This window comes from Mycobacterium aquaticum (genome assembly GCF_002086485.1).
Classification (GTDB): Bacteria; Actinomycetota; Actinomycetes; order Mycobacteriales; family Mycobacteriaceae; genus Mycobacterium; species Mycobacterium aquaticum.
This window is the reverse complement of sequence record NZ_MVHF01000003.1, coordinates 141,811-162,530: the sequence shown is the minus strand read 5'-3', so window position 1 is coordinate 162,530 and position 20,720 is coordinate 141,811. Positions and strand designations below refer to the sequence as shown.

The following is a 20,720-nucleotide window of genomic DNA, read 5'->3' as shown; positions in this document are numbered from 1 at the left end:
ACTCCGCCGGCTAGGTCAGGGGTGCGCCCGCCGCGGCGACGGCCGCCACGACGACGAGCACCGCGGCGAAAACCCGGAGATGGTCGACAGCCTTGGTCACCAGTTTCTCGGCGGCGACAACCGGGGACAGTGTGAGCATCAACCACCATGCGTGCGGGGCCAGCGCCATCGCGGTCATCATCGGGCCGCACGCGCCGGCACACCACACACCGTTGCGTAGACCCTCGCGGATGCAGGCCGTGTCGGCCGCGCGACCGTCCGGGGGGATCGACCGCATCCGGTGGCAGGCCAGCAGACACCGCCGTTTCCAACGCGTCACCTCCCACCAGGCGGCGACAGCCAGCACCCCCGCGACGGCCTGCGACGCGGTCGTGACGGGCACCACGAGCCATCCGATGGTCAGCACCACCAGGCCGGCGACCGACCACACGGCGAGGTAGCCTGCGGCGAACAACATCTGGCCACGCTGGCGTCGCTTCCACTTGCCGTTCAACGCAATCGAGCGCGCGGCGGGAACCGCCGTGGGCAGCATCATCGCCGTGGCCATGATCGACCACAGCACAACGGAGGTGAGGAATGCCCAGGCGGAAACGGGGTGCGGGCCCGCACACTGATGCATTGCGAGTGCGGGCCCCACCGCCGCGTGGTGGTGTCCGACCGTGACCCCACCCGGAAGCGGTGCTGAACAATGCTGCGCCGCAACGTGAAACCTCGCCAGTACGGTGTGCCCGGCGATGACCGCCAGCCACGCGACCGCCGCGACGGCCAACAGCGACAGCTCGGGATGCATCCACTGCGTCCGCCGCCACGCCGACGGACGCGGTGCCACCGCCGTCATTGCAGGAACACGCTCACCCGTCCGACGCGCGCGGTGCCCGGCTGTTGCGGTGCCGACGCCAGCTCACCCGGCAACTCGATCGGCGTCGCGGGCGGCTCGACGCGCTGCGGCACGAACGTCACGCTGAGCTGATCGTTCCACCGGCCCTCGGCGGTCAACTGCCGATACTGCCGGGTGATGTCGAACGCGAGCCTCATTCCGCCGTGCTCGTTGTCGGGTGCGGTGGTCTGCTCGATCCCGAAGAACGCGGCAACACCGACGTAGTGTGCGTCGTCCAGTGCGGGTACGCCGCCGGGAGCGTCCAGATACACCCGATAGGTGACTCCCACCGGAGCCGCCGAGGTCACGTCCTCCAGCCGCAGCGATGCCCGCGACACAGGATTCGCCGCAGGGGCGGCCAACGGCCCTGCCGGGGCCGCGATGTCGAAGGTGACAGTGGTGGACTCCCCCGTCAGCGCAACGGCATTCTGCGATGCGCCGACGAGCTCGGGCGGGCCCTGTGGCGCAGGAGGAAAGGCCATGTCTGCCTCCACGGGAGCAGGAACGGGGGTCGAGGTGTCCTCATAGCTGTAGTTCAATTGCGCTGCGGTATCCAGTACCTCTTGCACCGTCTCGGTGAGTGTTGCCGCGTTCTCGTCGTGGAAATGGAACGTCACGCCGGACAGCCATGCTGACTCGTTGGTGTTCACATGACCGGGCATCCCTCGCCAGACCTCCCAGAGCCGGTCGATGTTGGCGTGATGCAGCCAGAAGATGGGGTCGAGCGCCGCGGTGTTGAACGAACCCATCAGGCCGCCCACGTCGACATGGACCGCACCATGCGGTGTGCCCTCCAACGGCCCCATCGCGGAACCGGGGTCCTCGCCGGCATGGCTGAATCCCGTACGGCCACCGGCAAATCCGTTGGTGCCGGCGAAGTCGGTGGGCGCCAGGGCCGCGGTGAGATCCACATCCGCCTGGGGCAGCGCCGAACCATCGTTGAGATTGCGTCCGGCGACCCACAGCGGATTGGGGGTGACCCCGTCCGGCAGGGTGAGGTCCAGGAACGCCTTCGGCAGACGTCTGCGCGCGGCGTCGTCGCTGCTGTAGTTCCAATATGGCAGCGCCCAGGTCAGCTTGGTCGCGTCGTCGACATCGTCGAGATCCTGGATGGCCGCCCGGATGATCCGCTCGAACCACTCGAGATACATGCGGTGCCATGGCAGGAAGAACCAGCAGAAGTGCTGGCATTGATTGCGGAAGTTGTCCGGGTTCACCGTCGTCCCGTGAATGTCGGACTGATACTGCCAGCCGATGGGGTCCATCTGGTTGGCCTTCGTCCGGTCGATCAGCACCTGCACGCCGCGGGCGTAGGCGTAGATCGTCGGATGCCAGTGGTCGATGTCGTCGAGGGTCCAGATGTTGTGCCGCACATAACTGATCGCGGTCGCGATGGTGACGATCTGCCCGGTGAAGATCTGGTTGGCGTTGGTGATCTGGGGGTTGGCGGCCTCCAGTTCTGCCACGGTCGCCGCGAACCGGGTGCCGATGGCGGTGAGCGTATCGCCGTGCTGCACCACGTACTGCGGGCCCGCTGCCGGTGCACTGCCCGGCACCGTGACGATCTGCCCCGGGAAGATCCGGTTGGGATCGGTGATCTGCGGATTCGCTGCTTCCAGCGCTGCGAGACCGACGCCGAACCGGGTGCTGATCGCGGTCAGCGTATCGCCGGGCTGCACCACATACTGCGGGCCCGCCGCCGGCGGGCTGCCGGGCACCGCGATGACCTGTCCCGGGAAGATCTGGTTCGGATTGGCGATCTGCGGATTCGCCGACTTGAGCGCGCCGAGGCTGACGCCGAACCGGTTGGCGATGGCGCTCAGGGTGTCCCCGGCGTGCACCACATACCTCGGCCCGGTTGCCGGTGCACTGCCCGGCACCGTGACGATCTGCCCCGGGAAGATCCGGTTGGGATCGGTGATCTGTGGATTCGCCGCTTCGAGGCCGGCCAGGCTGACCCCGAGTCGGTGAGCGATGGCACTGAGTGTGTCACCGGAATGAATGATGTACTCGGCCATGGCGGGCTCCTTGCCTCAAAGTGCTGGAGCCAACGCTAGAAACCGGCGCAGCCATCCGCGCGAGTAGCGCACTACCTGTATCCGGCGATCGTGGGACAGCGGACGCCGCAGCCGACTGCCGCACCCGCCCGGCGGCTGTACGAAACCTGTAGCTGCGCAGGGGAATACGACGTTCGCGACGCTCAGGTCAGATAGCGGTACGTCGGAGATCCGGGCTCGAGCAACTCGACGTGGATGTCGGAGGCCTCCATCCGGGCCAGTAGACCTTCCAGGTCGGCCGCCGAACTCAGCTGGACACCACAGAGCGCCTCGCCGGTCTCCCGGTTGTTGCGCTTGACGTACTCGAACAGGGTGATGTCGTCGCCCGGCCCGAGCACCTCGTCGAGGAAGCGCCGCAGCGCGCCGGGCTCCTGGGGGAAGTCCACCAGGAAGTAATGCTTGAGGCCCAGGTGAACCAGCGAGCGCTCCAGCACCTCGTTGTACCGGGAGACGTCGTTGTTGCCGCCGGAGATCAGGCAGACCACGGTGGAGCCGGGCTCGATGTCGGCTTCCAGTAGCGCGGCCACCGACAGCGCACCGGCCGGCTCGGCGATGATGCCCTCGTTCTGGTACAGGTCGAGCATCGCGGTGCAGACCGCGCCTTCGTCGACGGTGGTGATCGACACCATGTCGCCCGCCGCGGCCAGGGCTGCGTAGGGCCGCGCACCGGCACGGGCGACGGCGGCCCCGTCGACGAACTGGTCGACGTGCTCGAGGGTGACCGGCTCGCCCGCCGCCAACGCCGCGATCATCGACGCGGCGCCGGCCGGTTCGGCGCCGAGCACCGAGGTGCCTGTGGTGCGCTCGGCCAGGTAGGTGGTGATGCCGGAGATGCACCCCCCGCCGCCGACGGGCACGATCACCAGATCGGGTTCGCTGTCGAGTTGCTCCAGCAGTTCGGCGGCGATGGTGCCCTGCCCGGCCATGGTGCGCAGGTCGTCGTAGGGCGGTACCAGGGTGGCACCCGTGCGTGCCACGTCGTCGAGTGCCGCTGCAGCGGCCTGGTCGTATGTCGCGCCGATGGCGATCAGCTCGATGAACTCCCGGCCGTGGTACCGGATCCGATCACGCTTCTGCTTGGGAGTCTTGGCAGGCACGTATACCCGGCCGTGGATTTCCATCGACCGGCATGCCATCGCGAAGCCCTGCGCGTGGTTTCCGGCCGAGGAGCACACCACACCGGCGGCCTTCTCGTCCTCGGAGAGCTGGGCCATCAGATTGAAGGCGCCGCGCACCTTGTAGGACCGCACAGCCTGCAGGTCCTCGCGTTTGAGGTAGACCGTGGCGCCGGTGGCCTCGGACAACCGCTCGCTGATCTGCAGTGGGCTCTGGGTGACCACGCCGGAAATTCGCCGGGCAGCCTCGTCGATGTCGGCCGCGCGAAGCGGCGCTGACGTACGGGGGCTCAGTTCGGCAGTCACCGGTCAATAGTGCCACCGGCCAGCGGTTTCACTTCACCGGGGTGAGCACGAACACCGGGATCTGCCGGTCGGTCTTCTTCTGGTACTCGGCGTAATCCGGGAAGGCCGCGACGGCCCGCTCCCACCACGCGGCCTTCTCGTCCCCGAAAACCTCGTGGGCCTCGTAATCCCCGGATACCGTCCCGTCCTGCAGTTCGACCCGGGGATTCTTCTTCACGTTGTAGTACCAGACCGGATTCTTCGGCGCGCCGCCCAGAGAAGCGACCACGGCGTACTCACCGTCATGCTCGACACGCATCAGCGGTGTCTTGCGGATCTTGCGGGTCTTCGCGCCGACGGTGGTCAGTAGGATCACCGGTCTGCCGTTGAGTTCGGTGCCTGCGGTGCCCCCGGACGAGATGTAGGTCTCCGCGTTTTCCCTGGCCCAGTCGGATGTGCTCGGTTCGTATTCTCCAGTCAGCGGCATGTGGCCAGCCTAGAACTCTCCGGCCCATCGCGATCCGGACCGAACGATTCCGCCCGACTATGGCTAAACCCACCGACAAGGGGTAAACCCATTCTTATGCGCCATATCCAACGGCGGATACGGACGGCGGGAGCGCGCACCGTGGTGCTCGCGGCTCTGGTGGCAAGCGCGTGTGCAGCCCAGTCCAGCCCCCCGGCCGGCGGAAACACCGCGCGCATCACCATCAACGGCCAGCAGTCGTCGACCGCCTTCCCGATCGACTGCACGCAGCGGGCCTGGTTGTGGATCATCGACTCGGTGCAGAAAGAACCGGGGTTCACGGCGATGGTCGAGACCGGAACCGCGGTCACCCCCAAGGCGGTGCGCCTGCGCAGCGTGAACGGTTTCACCGGTAGCTGGGCAGTAGGGCGGACCGGAACGGCCGAGGCGAGCATCGACGGGTCGACGTTCACCATCACCGGTACGGCAAGCGGCGCCAATGACGACCGCCCGACCAGACCGGCCGATGTTCAGTACCGGCTGGAAGCGCGCTGCTGAGGTCGGCGGTCACTGACCTTCGAGTAGGCCGCGAAGGGTGTGGAGATCGGCGGTCACCGCGGCGACATCGGAGTCGAAGTCCTCATCGGAAACCCCGGGCCGCTGCCGTACGGTGAACACCACCTCGCATTGCGCCGCTCCCGGGGCGGCTGCCAGCACCCGCATGGGGTTGTAGACCTCCTCACCGGAGGGCAAGCGCACCACATGATCGAGGACGCCGAAGGTGTTGGGCGGACTGAACTGTACGGTCACCTGGCCCATCGGAGAGTCCGCGACCCAGCCGTCGGCCGACGGCCGAAGCGCCCCCTTGGCCAACCCTGACGCCCAGCTCGACAACTCGTGCGGGTCGGCGGCGAACGCGTACACCACGTCGGGCGCGGCATCGATCCAAACACTCACATGACGACTCCGCATATTCACAGCGTAGGCAGCCACACTGACACGATGAACAGTCAGGCGGACACTCCTCGTGAACCGCACACCCCGGTGGAGAAATTCGTCGCTCGCGCGGAGCGGTTGGCCGCGGAAACCGGCCACCACGTGCCGTCGTGGCTGCGTCCCGGCAACCCGGAAAGCCGCCTGCCCGTGCTGACCGCACTCATCGCCGCACTGGCCCTGCAGGTCGCCATCCCTCGCAGTTACACCGTGGTGCCCCGGTGGCCGCTGATCGTCGCGGAGCTGCTGTTGCTGGCTGTCCTGGTGTGGCTCAACCCGATCCGCTTCACCCGGTCAACCATCCTGGGCCGGTACGCCACGTTCGTGCTACTGGCCGCGATCACGCTCGACAACACGCTCTCGGCAATTCTGCTGGACGTGAAGATCCTGTCAGGCGCGGTCAGCAACAAGGCGGCGATCCTGTTGGGCAGCGGCGCAGCCATCTTCGTCACCAACATCATCGTGTTCGGCATCTGGTACTGGGAGCTGGACCGCGGCGGGCCGTTCGCGCGGCAGACCGGCGCGCACCCGTATCCCGATTTCATGTTCCCCCAGATGGGGAATCCCAATGTCGCCAAACCGGATTGGCGGCCCACCTTCGTCGACTATCTCTACGTGAGCATGACCAACGTGATGGCCTTCTCCCCTACCGACACCATGCCGTTGGCGCGGTGGGCCAAGATGGCGATGGCCGTGCAGGCCATGGTGGCACTGTCCACTGCGGGGCTCGTAATCGCCAGGGCGGTAAACGTTTTGGGCTGATCGTTCAGTGCGACGGCGGGTGTACCGTCACACTATGCGGACTGTCATCACCGATCTGACCCCAGTCGAACAGACGGCGTTGCTGACGCTGTACGCCCGGGCGTTGGACAACCGCGCGCCGCGGCCGATACTCGGGGATTCCCTGGCCGATTCGATCGTCGACGAGATCGACTACGACTTCGCCGGTCTGGGTGTGCAGACCAGCGTGGTGTGCCAGACGGCGGTGCGGGCCAAGATGCTCGACGACCGGGTCCGTGGCTTCGCCTCGGCTCATCCGGACGCCGTCGTGGTCGATCTCGGTGCAGGCCTCGACAGCGGTCTGTACCGGGTCGCGCCGCCGCAGACCGTGGACTGGTACCACGTCGACCTACCGGGTATCAGCGCGCTGCGCGCGACCCTCTTGCCGCCGGATCCACGCTCGCACATCGTGGCAGCGTCGCTGGCAGCTGCAGACTGGGCGACGACGATCCCGGCGGACCGGCCCACCATGCTCGTGGCCGACGGGTTGTTCGCATTCCTCACCGAAGCGGTGATCGCAGGCATCTTCCGCGGTATCACCGAGCACTTCCACAATGGCGAGATCGCCTTCAACGACTACGGTGGCATCGGCTGGTTCAGCCGGGCAGCGCTCAAACTGTACCCCCAGAAGATGTTCAAAGACGTTGGCAGCCAATGGGGTTACCTCGGCTTCAAAGACGCTCATCACCCGCAGAAGTGGAATCCGCAGCTGCGCCTCGTCGAGGAGGCAAGCCTCACTCACGCCCGGGAAGTCGACCTGTTCCCCGGCTGGCTGCGCATCGCCACCCGATTGATGGGGATGACGAAAGCGACGGCGCGCAAGGGACGGATCCTGCGTTACCGGTTCTGAGGTAGGTCCACGGTCAACCAGCACCTGTGCCGCGTCAGATCGGCATCGCCCGATGGATGCCGCACGTGCATGTGTCGATCGACGGACACGTGCAGCGCATGCCCCATTCGATGATCGCCCTGGCCTGGGTCAGGGCTTCCAGTTGTTCGTCGATGCGGGCGAGCTTGGCGTGGGCCAGGGAACGCGCGACCGGCCGGCCCGGCGTCTCGTCACCGATCAGCACGGCGATCTCGTCGAGCGTAAAGCCTGCCGCCTTGCACAGGCGGATGACTTCCAGTCGCACCAACACCGACTCCGGATACCGGCGTTGACCGCCCACGCGTTCCGGGGCGGGGATCAGGCCGATCTGCTCGTAGTAGCGCAACGTGGTCTGGGCGACACCGCAGCGTCGTGACACGTCGCCGATGGCCAATCGGGTGGTCATCCGCCGCTCCTCGCGTGTTGCTTGACTTAGAGTCAACTCTAAGTTGTTGACTGGGCCTCATGCCAGATGTCATCACACCCAGCCTGAGTCGGTCCCGCTACGCGATGCTGCGGACGTTCCGCCGCGACGGCAGCCCTGTCGACACCCCGATCTGGTTCGCCCAGGAGGACGACGCCATCGTGTTCCGCACAAAGATCGGCCCGAAGACCAAGCGGCTGACCGCACATCCCGCCGTCGAACTCGTCGCCTGTGACTACCGCGGCCGCATCACCGACCCCACCACGTTCGCCGGCCGGGCGGCCGTGTTGTCAGGCGCCGATGCGCAGCGGGCCAACCGGCTCCTGCATCAGCGGTACGGATGGCAGTGGAACATCGTGCCGCTGCTGAAGATCCCCGGCGTCACGAATGTGCACCGCGACCTGCCCCTGCGCGAGAAGATGCGGAGGGCGCGCGATCGCGACGTCTGGCCGGACAGCGCCATCGTCCGGATCGACATCACCGGCCGGGCAAGCTAGCCCAGGCAGCCCGGCCCCAGCAGCGCCTTGAGGTCGCCCATCAATGCCGACGAGGGCGTCACTCGCAGCGACTGATCCAGCTCCAATGTGGTGATCCGCTCACCGCTGATCAGCCGCAGATGGACCTGCGCGGTGCCCGGATGGTTCGCCAGCACCTGCTTGAGTGCACTGACCTTGTCGATGGTGCACTGCCGGGTCGGCAGACTCACCGCAAGAGGCCGGTCGGCCTGAGCACTGGTGAAGTCCGGCACCACGAGCTCATGGGCGATCAGTGAGATCCGGTCATCGCGCGCGGCCACCTTGGCCTTGACCAACACCACCACGTCGTCGGCGATCTCACCGCCGAACAGCGAATACGTCTGGGGGAAGAACAGCACCTCGATACCACCGGTGAGGTCTTCCAATTGCGCTGAGGCCCAGGGCAATCCGTTCTTGTTGACGCGGCGGTTGACCGAGGCGAGGATGCCGCCGACCACCACTTGGGCGTCGTTGGCGACGTCCCCGTCGAGGATCGCCGGGATCTGCGTGTCGACCTGGGCCGTCAACAGGTGAGCGACGCCGTTGAGCGGATGGCCGGACACGTACAGGCCGAGCATCTCGCGCTCGAGTGCCAGTTTGTGCTTGTCCTCCCACTCATCGTCGGGGACTTTGATGGTGAACGCCGCGTCCCCGGCGTCAGTGGCGTCTCCCCCGCCGAACAGGTCGAACTGCCCCATCGCCTCGGCCTTCTTGGTACCGAGCACCGAATCGACGGCATCGGTGTGCACCAGGAACAGCCCCTTGCGCGGGTGGCCGAGCGAGTCGAAGGCGCCGGCCTTGATCAGCGACTCGGTGACCTTCTTGTTGCAGGCCGCGATGTCGATCTTGTTGAGGTAGTCCGAGAAGTCGGTGAACTTACCTTTCTCGGCGCGGGTGCTGACCAGCGACGCAACCACATTCGCGCCGACGTTGCGCACCGCGCCCAGGCCGAACCGGATGTCGGCGCCGACCGAAGCGAAGTTCTGCACCGACTCGTTGACGTCGGGCGGCAGGACGGTGATACCGAGTCTGCGGCAGTCGGCGAGGTACACCGCGGCCTTGTCCTTGTCGTCGCCGACGGAGGTGAGCAGGCCCGCCATGTATTCGGCCGGGTAGTTCGCCTTCAGGTAGGCCGTCCAGTACGACACCAGACCGTAGCCGGCCGCGTGCGACTTGTTGAACGCGTACCCGGCGAACGGAAGGATGGTGTCCCACAGGGCTTTCACGGCGGCCTCGGAGAACCCGTTGGCCGTCATGCCCTCCTTGAAGCCCTTGTATTCGGCCTCGAGGACCTCGAGCTTCTTCTTGCCCATGGCCTTACGCAGCGCATCGGCCTTACCCATCGAGTAGGAGGCGACCTTCTGCGCGATGAACATGATCTGCTCTTGGTAGACGATCAGGCCGTAGGTCTCGGCGAGGATCTCCTTGAGCGGCTCTTCCAGCTCCGGATGGATCGGCTTGATGGCTTGGCGGCCGTTCTTGCGGTCGGCGTAGTCATTGTGGGCGTTCATGCCCATCGGGCCCGGCCGGTACAGCGCCAGCACCGCCACGATGTCGTTGAAGCCCGTGGGCTGCATGCGACGCAGCAGATCACGCATCGCACTGCCGTCGAGCTGGAACACCCCCAGCGTGTCGCCCCGGCCGAGGAGTTCGTAGGCCGCCGGGTCATCGAACGGCAGCGTTTCCAGGTCGAGGTCGATACCGCGGTTGGCCTTGATGTTCTCGATGCAGTCACCGATGATCGTCAGGTTCCGCAGGCCCAGGAAGTCCATCTTCAACAGGCCGATGGCCTCACACGACGGGTAGTCCCAGCCGGTGATGATCGCGCCGTCCTGCGGCCGCTTCCACAGCGGGATCGCGTCGATGAGCGGCTCGGAGCTCATGATCACGGCGCAGGCGTGCACACCCGCGTTGCGGACCAGGCCCTCCAGACCGCGTGCCGTCTCGAAGATGGTCCGCACATCCGGATCTGTGTCGATCAGCGCGCGGACCTCGGCGGCTTCCTTGTACCGCTCGTGGCTGGGGTCGGTGATGCCCGACACCGGGATGTCCTTGGCCATGATGGGCGGCGGCAGCGCCTTGGTGATCCGGTCGGCGATCGCGAATCCGGGCTGGCCGTAGTGAACACGAGCCGAATCCTTCAGCGCCGCTTTGGTCTTGATGGTGCCGAAGGTGATCACCTGCGCGACCCGGTCGCTACCCCACTTGTTGGCCGCATACCGCAGCATCTCGCCGCGGCGACGGTCGTCGAAGTCGATGTCGATATCGGGAGCCGACGGGCGTTCGGGATTGAGGAACCGTTCGAACAGCAGCCCGTGCGGGATCGGGTCGATGTTGGTGATGCCCAGCGCGTAGGCCACCAACGAGCCGGCGGCCGATCCACGACCCGGCCCCACCCGGATGCCGACCGAGCGGGCGTAGTTGATCAGGTCGGCCACGATCAGGAAGTACGACGGGAACCCTTTGTCGCAGATGACCTTGATCTCGTAGGTGGCCCGGTCGGTGTACTCGGCTGGGACCGCCCCGCCCGCGACATGGGCGAAGCGGCGCTCCAGGCCGGCCTGGACCTCATGCGTCAGCCAGGACGCCTGATCGTGCCCGTCGGGCACCGGGAACACCGGCATGCGGTCGGTCGGCGTCCACACGTCGGCGTACGACTGCACCCGCTCGCCGATGAGCACCGTGGAATCGCATGCGCCAGGCACCTGGGAATCCCACAGCGCGCGCATCTCCTCGGCGGACTTGAGGTAGTAACCGTCGCCGTCGAACTTGAACCGGTTCGGGTCCGACAGTGTCTTGCCGGTCTGGATACACAGCAGTGCTTCGTGGTTCTGCGAGGCCTCGCGTGTCACGTAGTGGCAGTCATTGGTGGCCAGCGGCGGGATACCGAGCTTCTGTCCGATCTCCAGCAAGCCCTCGCGGACCCGGCGTTCGATATCGAGGCCGTGGTCCATCAGCTCCAGGAAGAAGTTCTCCTTGCCGAAGATGTCCTGCCATTTGGCGGCCGCCGCCAACGCCTCGTCGCGCTGACCGAGCCGAAGCCGCGTCTGCACCTCGCCCGACGGGCAGCCGGTGGTCGCGATGATGCCCTGGGCGTGTTCGGCGATGATCTCGGCGTCCATACGGGACCACTTGCCGAGCTGGCCTTCGAAGGATGCCAGCGACGACAGCTTGAACAGGTTGCGCAGACCGGTCGCGTTCTCCGCGACCATCGTCATGTGGGTGTAGGCGCCGCTACCCGAGACGTCGTCGCCCTTCTGGCTCGGGTCACCCCATTGGACCCGCTTGGTGTCGAACCGCGAACCGGGAGCGATGTACGCCTCGATGCCGATGATCGGTTTGATCCCGGCCTTGGTGGCCGAGTTGTAGAACTCGCTGGCACCGAACATGTTGCCGTGGTCGGTCATGCCGATGGCCGGCATGCCCAGCCGCTGGGCCTCGGCCAGCATCGGCGTGATCTTCGCGGCACCGTCCAGCATCGAGTACTCGGTGTGATTGTGCAGGTGTACGAAGGACCCCGAAGATGAACCGCTCATAGGGTGGCCAGTCTATTGCGGACCACCGACACATCCGGGCGTGTCGCCGAGCGTGTCTGGAGGCGGCCGCTCAGCAGGCTTGTGAATCTCCGCCCAGCAACCCGCCGTCGAGCACGGCATCGAGTTGCCTGGCAACCGACGAATAGTCGCATGGGGCATCCACGCCCACCCATACGCCGACGCCGCACAGGATGGCGTGGAGCAGTTCGACGATGGCGGTGGTGTCGCAGTCGGCGGGCAGGTCACGCCGCGCGACCGCGTCGCCCACCACGCTGTGCAGGAAGCCTCGGGTGGCCGTCACGGTGGCCGTCGGCAGGGTCGGGTTGCGTTCGGCCTCCAGGCGCGCGCTGACCAGAAACGCCACGAAGGAGCTGTCGCGGGAGCCGACCTCGAGGACTGCCGTCACGAAAGCGCGCAAGCGATTGACCGGTAGCTCATGCTGTTTGGCCTGTTCGATGCATTCGACGAGCTCCGAGTGCGCCTCGTCGACCAACTCGCAGTACAGGTCTTCCCAGTCGGCGAAGTAGTAGTTCAGGGTCGGCCGGCTCAGCCCGGTCCTGCGGGCGATCGCCTGGAACGTGGCCGCTCCGTACCCGTACTCGGTGATCACCTCCCGGCCTGCGCGCACGATGCGGGCTCTGGTCCGCGCGGCGTCGGCCCCCACCGGCCTGCCGGGTTTACGACGGCGATGCCCACGTCCCCCCGCGTAACCCATGGGCAAACGCTAAGACATAGCTAAATACCGGTCAACACCTTCCCTCGCAAACTGAGATGAAATGGACATCACACGGAGTCATAAGTGCGGATGAAATCACGCTGCTTGCGGCTGCGGAGCAACAGGTTGTCGAGATGCACACCCAGGGGCCGCACGACGTTGAGGAAGTTCCACCGGCCGGGAATGATCACGCGCACCTTCTCCCGCTCGACGGCCCGGATCACTCCCGCGGCCGCTTTGTCGGGGCTGATCCGCAGCCGCTCACTGGAGCGGGTCGGCGGCACGTTGGTGAGCCGCACCATCGCCGTGTCGACGGGACCGAAGTAGGCGATGGTCACTCCCACGCCGTATGGCGAGAGTTCGATCCGCAGTCCGCGGCCGAGCATCTCCACGGCCACCTTGCTGGTCGAGTAGGCGACACCACCCAGCGCCGGCAGCAAGGTCCCGAACTCGCTGTTGGGTGGCCACCCCATCGACGACACCAGAACCGCATGCCCCCGCGCCGCGATGAGCGGGTCGATCGCCGGTTCGAGGGTGTTGAGTGTGCCGATGAGGTTGACGTCGATGACCCGCTGCGCCGTGCCCGGTTCCAGCACCCGCAGGGTCGCCGGCCGGTGCGTGATGCCCGCGGTGCAGAAGACCAGATCGAGTCGGCCGAACTGTTTCACGACGCGGTCGACCGCGTCGGCCATCGCTTCGCGGTCGGCCACATCGGCTCCGATGGCCAGGGCAGCGCCGCTGCCGAGCGCTGCGTCCTCATCGATGTCGACCGCACACACCCTCGCGCCTCGCGCGGTGAGGAGCCTGACCTCGGCGGCTCCGATCCCGCCGCCCCCACCGGTTACCAGCGCGACCGCGCCCGAAAAATCTCGCATCGAAACGCGACCTCCGCGTTGGTTTTCCACTGTCGACCGACACTTCGGACCTTACCGGGCGCGGTGGGCCGGTATCGGTCAATCGCGCAGTTGGCCTCGACGATTCGGACCTTGCCGCACACGTGCCCTCTCTATGCTGACCCCAACACCATCGATGCGGTCGCAGTAGGCAGTCGACTTCGCGTCTACCAGGAGGTGGCGCAGTGAGCGACGGGTCGGACACCACCTGGTCGGACGCCGGATGCCCACGCCCGGTGTACCGGGGAATGGCTTCGTCCTCTTGCTATTTGGCGATGCGCGACGGTGTCCAGCTCGCCGTCACAGTCCATCTCCCTGTCGCACCGGCGGGGATGCCGCTGCCGACCATCCTGCATCAGACCCGGTACTACCGGGCGATGGAGCTGCGGTGGCCGTTACGAATGCTGCTGGGCGGCAAGCCGTTTGACCATATCCGCTCCACCGCCGTGTGCCGTCGGCGCTTCGTCTCCACCGGCTATGCCTGGGTGGATGTCGACGTGCGCGGGTCCGGCGCCTCCTACGGGCACCGGGTCTGTGAATGGTCCCCTGATGAGATCCGCGACGGCGCAGAGGTTGTCGACTGGATTATCCGCCAGCCGTGGTCTGACGGGCTCGTCGGTGCTCTGGGTACCTCCTACAGCGGCGCGGCCGCCGAGCTGCTGCTGGTCAACCAGCACCCCGCGGTGCGGGCCGTCGCACCTCGATTCTCGGTGTACGACGCCTACACCGACATCGCGTTCCCTGGCGGCATCCACGGGACCTGGTTCACCGAGACCTGGGGACGCTACAACGACGCGCTCGACCGCAACGCTCCCCATCAGGTTGCGGGGTGGTGGGTCAAGCTTCTGGTGACCGGCGCGATGCCGGTCGACGGTGACCGGCGCCGTCGGCACCGCGCCGAGGCCGTCGCCGAGCATCTCGCCAACTACGAAATCCATCCGCAGGCCCTGGCATTGACGTTCCGGGACGATGTCGCACCGTCGGATCCCTACCGAAACGGATCCGCTGAAGGGCCGGCCCCGATCGGTACGCCCATCGATCCGAACGGCAGCATCAACCGCTTCAGCCCGCACAATTACCGCCGCGACATCGAAGGGTCGGGCGCCGCGGTCTACGGCAGCGGGGGCTGGTTCGACGGTGCCTATGCGCATTCGGCGATCAAGCGCTTCTTCTCGGTGTCCACCGCGGGCAGCCGGCTGGTCCTCGGCCCGTGGAACCATGGTGGGCGGTGGCAGATCGAACCTGTTCGTCCACCGACGCTTTCGGCATTCGACCACGAAGGCGAACTGCTGCGGTTCTTCGACCATCACCTGAGACGACGCGACAACGCCATGGCGTCGGAACCCGTCGTGCACTACTTCACGATGGGTGAAGGCCGCTGGAAATCAGCATCTTCCTGGCCCCCACGGTCCGATCTGCTCACGTACTACTTCACGGCCGACCGGCGGCTCACCGTCGAGGCCCCCGGATCCGGCGGAGTTCCGGATCCGTACGCCGCCGACGACCATCAGGTCGATCTCACTGCGGGTACCGGTGAGCACTCACGGTGGCGCACGCAGGTGGCAATCGGGGAAGCTGTGCGCTATCCGGAGCGCACCACCGCGGATGCAAAGCTGCTGACCTACACCTCTGGCATGCTGACCGATCCGCTCGAGGTGACGGGGCATCCACTCGTCACGCTGTTCGTCAGCTCGACAGCAGCCGACGGCACGTTCTTCGTCTATCTCGAGGATGTGGACTCCCGAGGCGCCGTCTCCTACGTCACCGAGGGTGAATTGCGTGCGCTCCACCGACATCTCAGTACCGCCACGGCGCCCTATCCGCAGACCGTTCCGTACCGCAGCTTCAGACGCGCCGACGCGCAGCCGCTCGCCCGCGGTGAGATCGCGGAGCTGAGGTTCGATCTCTTGCCGACCTCGTACGTGTTCGAGGCCGGGCACCGGATCCGGATCGCCATCTCGGGTGCCGATGCCGATCAGTTTGCGGTGCTGCCAGGCGGTGCACCCGCCATCCGCGTCCACCGCGACAGCGCCCACCCGTCGCGCGTCGAATTGCCGGTCATCACCAGCTGAACATGAATTTCAACGCTTTTCGGCGATCCATTCCGATGTGAAGTCTTGTATCGCGGGGATCCCGTCGCAGAACTGACGCCCCAGATAGTCTTCCAACTTGCCGCCGACGAAGGGAACCGCGACCCGAACCGTGGTTCGGCGGACCAGCCGCGAACCAGCAGACTCCGGTGTGAGGGTCGCCGTGCCATGGGCCGACACCGGAGCACCGGGCACCGAGACGCGGATATCGCCCAGCACCACGTCGCTGCCGTCGGGCCGCCACGTCTCGCTCCGCACCATCGTCAGATCTGCGGGGTACAGCTGAGTCACCAGCGCCGGCAGTCGATCACGCAGAAGACGCAGTGTGACAGTCACCATGACCGAACCTGCCGCATCGATCTCAAGGCGGTCGAGAGTGGCCCCCGCTCCTGCGTAGGCCGCGAGCCGTGCATGCCAATAATCTCGGTCACCGAATGCCGTGAGAATCTCGGCGACGTCGGCGGCAGATTGCACCGACACGTCGAACGACCGTGCCATACCGATACCGTAATCCCGATGGTCGGTGGCCTCAACCTGACCGGATCCGGACCAAAGCGCTTGCGGCAGTGCGATCATCAGCACATGGCCAAAGCCCGCCGGTCCTTTGAAGGATCAACAAGAAGTTCGGCATCCGCACCGCAGGTGTGGGACGTGTGGACCGATCCGCCGCGATGGCCGGGCGGAATCATCGAATCAGCGTCGATCGACCGCGAATTCGGCGTTGGCGCACGGATAACCGTGAAAGGAAAAGGTGGGCCGGCAACCGCGTCCACCGTGACGCAGGTGGAGTCACCGCGACTCTGGACCGGCACCTCGTCATTTCCCGGACTGTCCATGCGCTTCGAGCACCAGATCGACTCTGTCCCCGATGGCACGATCTTGACCGAACGGGTCATCATGGCAGGCCCGCTGGCCGGCCTGGCTGCCATGTTCATCGGCCCGCGGCTGGCCACGGCGTTCGTGTCATCGACGGCGCGGATCGCCGAAATCGCCGAGCGCCACTGACAATCGACGTCATACACCGACGAGAGCGAGCTGAGCGCCGAAGACGAATGCGGTGACACCGAAGACCACGACCGCGGGCAGCGTCGCCAGCACGGAATCACGCACTCGCCGGTGAGCGATAACCGCGCCGATCATCATCAGCAGGAACCCGACCGCCGCGGCAATACCGACCGGCCGCCAGAACAATCCGCCGATCAGCCCGATCGCGCCTGCCAGCTGGCAGGCGCCGATGAACCGGCTGAGTCCGCGCGACAGCCCCAACCGCTGACCGTTCTTGCGTGCTTCCTCCAGATAGAAGAGGTTCAGGATCGCGGCGACACCGAGATAGACCGCCAGCACGATCGAGGCCACTACCACCGCGATACTCATCCGATCCCCTGTCGAAGCGTCGCCACTTCGCTGATTCTAACTTCCGGAGTTGTCGGTAGCGCCAGATCCGCTTCCAGACGTACCGCCGTCGGTATCAGATTGCGTCGTACCGGTATTCGTGCTCGTACCGGCGCCTTCACTGCCTGCTGTCGGCGGGGTGACCTTGTTGCCGGTGCGGTTGGCCCCCAACGCGTCCTTGACCTTTGTCATGGCATCGGTCACCGCGCCGTTGATCTTGGCGGTGACGGTCTTCAGCCCAGACAGCGCAGGCGATCCACCGATCGGACCGCGCACCACATTGGTCTGGGGTTTCTTCGGCGCGGACGGCGCATCCGGCGTCGTCGGGGCCGATACCGGATCAGGTGCGCCCGAAACACCCTGCTCGGCTTCGGATGTGCCAACCCCGCTGGGGGTGCCGGACGATGCCGCGCCGGTATCGGGTGTATCGAGTGTCTTCACGGCCGTAAGCTGCGGACCGCCCTGCGGCGTCTCCTGATCAATGGTCGGCTCCTGATGCTTCGCCGTCGTGAGCTGTTGACCCCCCGACTCCTGCGGCACGGCGGAGTCGGCCGTCAGCGGGCTGATCGGGTTGATATGCACGGTGTTCAGCGCCTCGAGACGATGGATGGTCTCCTTCAGCCCCGCGGCGACGGCGTCGGCGTCAGCTTCCCAGCGGGTCACCGGGGGCAGCAACTCGAGATGTTGCGGTTGCGCCGGATATACCCCACCGTTCGGCGGCCGGTTGTAGCCCGTCTCGATGATGGCCCGCAGCAGCGGATCCAGTGCTTTGACGATCTCGGGTGGCACTCCGAGATCCAGCAACGGCCGGGTCAACGGCAGCTGGCCCTCCGGATTCCGGATCACCACGTCGGAGATGTTGCCGTTGGTCGTCACGATGTAATGTGCCGGATCCTGTTGCGCCAGCGCCACATCAGCCGAGCTGATGGTTCCGTCGTGGTTGAGGTCGAAGTCCACATCCTGGTAGTAGCCGTTGTGAACGTAGACGAATCCCAGGGCGGCATTGGCCCAGGCAACCGGATTGAGGACGTACTGCGGCACGTCCGAGGCGCCGTCGTACTGCTTGCTGATCTGAATCACCTGCGGACCGTTGGGGTCCGGATTCATCGACGCGCCGAAGCTCAGCCCGATCAGCGGCACGTACACGCCTGCAGGCAGCCGAGCCCACAGCCCGCCGTCGTTGCGCGCACCGTTGCCGACCAACACGAACGTGATGTTCGACGTGTCATATCCTTCGGCCTGCAACTGGCGGATCGCCTCGGACTCGGCGTTGGCCCCTTGGGAATAGCCCACGACGTAGATGGGGTCGTTCGGGTTTTGCGCCCGTGCGTCTTTGATGGCGGTGATGGTGTTCTGGGTCGCGATGGTCCGCGATGCGTCATAGGTGGGATCGGTGAGCCCGGTCAGGATTCCGAACGATCGCGGGTACTGCACGTAGTAGTTGCCGCCCGCACCGGGGGTGGAGACATAATCGTAGCCCTGGTCGAGGACGCCGCTCAGGGTGCCGCGCATCCGGTCTGGCGCTTGGGAATTGCCGGTGGGAATGATGTCCTTGGTGCCGTCGATGAAGATGCTGGTCGCCGCTAGGAGGCGCACCATCGGCGCGTTGGCGTCGACGACATTGACGAATCCGACCAGGCCGGCCAGTTCCAGCGCGACTCCGGCGGTCACGTATGACGCCGTCCTGGCGCCCCCGGTGTTGTGTCGATGAATTCCCACGGCGTTCCTCCGCCCGACAGTTGGAATTAGCTGACCGGTGGGATCCGGCGTCACGAGCCTAACTCGCCGGCTGTGAAATAGCTGTAGTTTTCGCTGGGAATTCCTGACAGTGCACGGCCCGTGACTGCGTGGTGGTCATAGGCGCGATCGACGCCCAAAGATGGGATGACGCTGGGTATCAACGGAACAACCTCAAGAGCCACCGAGTGCCGGACCGCCCGCTAGATACCGGGGATGGTGCGGTCGCCGGCCCACGCCGAGGCTGCGTGACGATGGCCACCGCACGCCTTGGCGCGTATCCGCTCTATGTTTGCTGATATCCCCTTCGGAGTGTTCAGGAGCCGGCCCCGGCAGAGCTGCTGGTCGCAGCGCCGCTTTGAACCTTCACGCCCGCGGGCTTGGTGCCGAGCGCCTTTTCGATCGACGTGATCGTGTTGGTCACAGCCCCTTTCACCGATGCAACGGTGCTCTGGACGCCGGTCGTCAACCCTGACTTGCCCGTTGTCGCGCCCCGCACGACATTCAACTTCGGCTTGTTCACCTGGGGCAGCAACGGTGTCAGGATCGATTTGTTCAGCACCGGTTGACTGGTCGTGTCGGCCGGCGGCGTGCTGCTCTGGGTTGTCCCGGTATCGGTGGTCGATGCCGCGGTCTGAGTGTCGGTAACCTGTTGCGAATCCTTGGAATTCGGTGCGGAAGTGGATGATTGGCCGCTGGGCACCTGCGCTGAGGCCATGACCTGTGAGAGCGGAACCGGTGGCGGAGGCTGGTTCGGCAGCGTGACGGGCGGACCAAAGATGCCGTAGGCGCCCTGCCCTTGCACGTACGCCGGCGGCGTTCCCGGGGTGCGCTCCCCCGTGAGATCTTCCAATCCGATGAACAGGCCCGTCGGGATGGCGACGGCGAGGGCCGCGGCGAACTTCACGGGATTCGGGAAGTAGAAGATGTTCGCGGGCGTCGGCTGCCCTGGGTTGATGGTTCGGTTGTAGCCGGATTCGATGAGCACCCGCATCACGGGGTCCAACGTGTCGGCGATGATCGGGCCCGCGCCGGGGATGTTCGCGATCGGCATCAGCAACGGCACCGGGTAGGTCGGTATCAGATAATAGGCCGTATCGCCTTGGGTCCCCTGGTAAACGGCACTGTTCGGGTCGACATTCTGATAGTTGGGGTGCACCAGGACCAGACCCGCTGCCGCGTTCGCCATGGCGAACGGATTGAGCGGGTTGGTCGGGAAATCGGCGAAGCCGTCGTACTGTTGCGCGATGTCGTAAGTGGTGATCTGGCCCGGTGCGGCCCCGGCCGTCGTTGTGGGCGTGGCGCCGCTGAAGGTGAAGTCCAAGCCGGGGATGTAGAGCCCGTTGAAGCGTTCCAAGGCACCACCGTTGGGCCGGTTGCCGTTACCGATCAGAACGAAGCTGACCGCAGGCGGCGTTCCCGGATTGTTGGCCCAGTACTGATTGAAGCTCCGCTTGTACTGTGTTGCGACATTCGCCCCCTGTGAATATCCGAAGATCACACTTCCGGAATCGATGGTCCCCGGGGACGGTAATGCCGCGACACCGGCGGCGACCGCGTCGTCGTAAGTCATGGCGTGGAAGTAGCCCACCGAAACGGGCCAGAAGCTGGCGGGATAGTTGACGAACACATTCGGTTGTCCGGCCGGTGGATTGACCGTGGCATCGATGTACGGCGTCGCCAGGTCGATATTCTGTTGCGGCGTGTCGAGAGTGCCGCAATAGGGTCTGCAGAACGGTTGGGCGTACTGGGTGCCCCTGATGATGTAGTTCGATGCCGCAGTGAGGGTGAACACGGAGGTCATCGTGGCGGTGAGGGCCAACAGGACCGCGGCTGACAGGACCAACAGTGCCACCAGGACCGACCGAATGAAGACGCGCATGATGAACCCGCTTGATTGTGGTGTGCAGTTTGGCTCGCCCCGACTGCGATACCCCTGCATCATCTACCACGTGCGCCGCGAAATGTGCGGTGTCT

At 65.8% G+C, this 20,720-nt stretch carries 19 protein-coding genes; 6 read left to right on the top strand and 13 right to left on the bottom strand.

All coding sequences use genetic code 11. The features are described 5' to 3' along the window. Positions 1-10 precede the first annotated feature (10 nt). From BST13_RS04390 to BST13_RS04375, 4 genes are all read right to left on the bottom strand, one after another. Entirely contained in the window at positions 11-829 is an 819-nt protein-coding gene (locus tag BST13_RS04390) for a copper chaperone (RefSeq protein ID WP_158087105.1), read from the bottom strand. Between the two features lie 5 nt (positions 830-834). Next, entirely contained in the window at positions 835-2,895 is a 2,061-nt protein-coding gene (locus BST13_RS04385) for a LysM peptidoglycan-binding domain-containing protein (RefSeq protein WP_083161008.1), read from the bottom strand. A 182-nt stretch (positions 2,896-3,077) separates the two neighbouring features. Continuing rightward, positions 3,078-4,355, bottom strand: coding sequence for a threonine ammonia-lyase IlvA (gene ilvA, locus BST13_RS04380; protein ID WP_083161006.1), 1,278 nt, complete (start codon positions 4,353-4,355; stop codon positions 3,078-3,080). 28 nt (positions 4,356-4,383) lie between these two features. Further along, positions 4,384-4,821: a nitroreductase family deazaflavin-dependent oxidoreductase gene (locus tag BST13_RS04375; RefSeq protein WP_083161004.1), complete on the bottom strand. Its 438-nt coding sequence runs from the start codon at positions 4,819-4,821 to the stop codon at positions 4,384-4,386. A gap of 96 nt (positions 4,822-4,917) precedes the next feature. Between BST13_RS04375 and BST13_RS04370 the strand changes: the two genes are divergently transcribed. Further along, positions 4,918-5,358 carry a lipoprotein LpqH gene (locus BST13_RS04370; protein ID WP_083161002.1) on the top strand — a complete coding sequence of 147 codons (441 nt, stop codon included), beginning with the start codon at positions 4,918-4,920 and terminating at the stop codon, positions 5,356-5,358. Between the two features lie 9 nt (positions 5,359-5,367). Here BST13_RS04370 and BST13_RS04365 read toward each other — a convergent pair whose 3' ends face one another. After that, on the bottom strand, positions 5,368-5,772 hold the full coding sequence (locus BST13_RS04365; RefSeq protein ID WP_083161000.1) for an SRPBCC family protein: 405 nt from the start codon (positions 5,770-5,772) through the stop codon (positions 5,368-5,370). Between the two features lie 30 nt (positions 5,773-5,802). Here BST13_RS04365 and BST13_RS04360 point away from each other — a divergent pair, with 30 nt between their 5' ends. Both BST13_RS04360 and BST13_RS04355 read left to right on the top strand, forming a co-directional pair. After that, positions 5,803-6,555, top strand: a complete 753-nt coding sequence (locus BST13_RS04360) for a hypothetical protein (RefSeq protein WP_245839337.1) — start codon at positions 5,803-5,805, stop codon at positions 6,553-6,555. A 34-nt stretch (positions 6,556-6,589) separates the two neighbouring features. Next, positions 6,590-7,423: a class I SAM-dependent methyltransferase gene (locus BST13_RS04355; RefSeq protein ID WP_083160998.1), complete on the top strand. Its 834-nt coding sequence runs from the start codon at positions 6,590-6,592 to the stop codon at positions 7,421-7,423. 34 nt (positions 7,424-7,457) lie between these two features. Here the strand turns inward: BST13_RS04355 and BST13_RS04350 are convergent, their stop codons facing one another. After that, on the bottom strand, positions 7,458-7,847 hold the full coding sequence (locus tag BST13_RS04350) for a MerR family transcriptional regulator (protein WP_083160996.1): 390 nt from the start codon (positions 7,845-7,847) through the stop codon (positions 7,458-7,460). 59 nt (positions 7,848-7,906) lie between these two features. Here BST13_RS04350 and BST13_RS04345 point away from each other — a divergent pair, with 59 nt between their 5' ends. Continuing rightward, positions 7,907-8,362 (top strand): PPOX class F420-dependent oxidoreductase, encoded by a 456-nt coding sequence (locus BST13_RS04345; protein ID WP_083160994.1) that lies wholly within the window; start codon positions 7,907-7,909, stop codon positions 8,360-8,362. Here the strand turns inward: BST13_RS04345 and dnaE are convergent. The 3 genes from dnaE to BST13_RS04330 all read right to left on the bottom strand — a co-directional run bounded on the left by dnaE (position 8,359) and on the right by BST13_RS04330 (position 13,506). Further along, positions 8,359-11,916 (bottom strand): DNA polymerase III subunit alpha, encoded by a 3,558-nt coding sequence (gene dnaE, locus BST13_RS04340; RefSeq protein ID WP_083160992.1) that lies wholly within the window; start codon positions 11,914-11,916, stop codon positions 8,359-8,361. The genes BST13_RS04345 and dnaE overlap by 4 nt on opposite strands. Positions 11,917-11,986: 70 nt before the next feature. Beyond that, a complete protein-coding gene (locus BST13_RS04335; RefSeq protein ID WP_083160990.1) occupies positions 11,987-12,631 on the bottom strand; it encodes a TetR/AcrR family transcriptional regulator in 645 nt (214 codons plus the stop codon). A gap of 68 nt (positions 12,632-12,699) precedes the next feature. After that, the gene (locus BST13_RS04330; RefSeq protein WP_083160988.1) at positions 12,700-13,506 is read right to left on the bottom strand and encodes an SDR family NAD(P)-dependent oxidoreductase; all 807 of its coding nucleotides are present in this window, start codon (positions 13,504-13,506) and stop codon (positions 12,700-12,702) included. 266 nt (positions 13,507-13,772) lie between these two features. Between BST13_RS04330 and BST13_RS04325 the strand changes: the two genes are divergently transcribed. Further along, positions 13,773-15,596 carry a CocE/NonD family hydrolase gene (locus tag BST13_RS04325; RefSeq protein ID WP_083161384.1) on the top strand — a complete coding sequence of 608 codons (1,824 nt, stop codon included), beginning with the start codon at positions 13,773-13,775 and terminating at the stop codon, positions 15,594-15,596. A gap of 9 nt (positions 15,597-15,605) precedes the next feature. Here BST13_RS04325 and BST13_RS04320 read toward each other — a convergent pair whose 3' ends face one another. After that, on the bottom strand, positions 15,606-16,112 hold the full coding sequence (locus tag BST13_RS04320) for a DUF2505 domain-containing protein (protein ID WP_083161382.1): 507 nt from the start codon (positions 16,110-16,112) through the stop codon (positions 15,606-15,608). A gap of 153 nt (positions 16,113-16,265) precedes the next feature. Between BST13_RS04320 and BST13_RS40385 the strand changes: the two genes are divergently transcribed. Then, complete coding sequence (locus tag BST13_RS40385) at positions 16,266-16,619, top strand: SRPBCC family protein (protein ID WP_142282722.1); 354 nt, start codon at positions 16,266-16,268, stop codon at positions 16,617-16,619. Positions 16,620-16,628: 9 nt separating this feature from the next. Here the strand turns inward: BST13_RS40385 and BST13_RS04310 are convergent, their stop codons facing one another. From BST13_RS04310 to BST13_RS04300, 3 genes are all read right to left on the bottom strand, one after another. Further along, positions 16,629-16,988 carry a DoxX family protein gene (locus BST13_RS04310; protein ID WP_083160984.1) on the bottom strand — a complete coding sequence of 120 codons (360 nt, stop codon included), beginning with the start codon at positions 16,986-16,988 and terminating at the stop codon, positions 16,629-16,631. 36 nt (positions 16,989-17,024) lie between these two features. After that, positions 17,025-18,677, bottom strand: a complete 1,653-nt coding sequence (locus tag BST13_RS04305) for a PE-PPE domain-containing protein (protein WP_083160982.1) — start codon at positions 18,675-18,677, stop codon at positions 17,025-17,027. Between the two features lie 382 nt (positions 18,678-19,059). Beyond that, entirely contained in the window at positions 19,060-20,625 is a 1,566-nt protein-coding gene (locus BST13_RS04300) for a PE-PPE domain-containing protein (RefSeq protein ID WP_245839333.1), read from the bottom strand. Positions 20,626-20,720 lie beyond the last annotated feature (95 nt).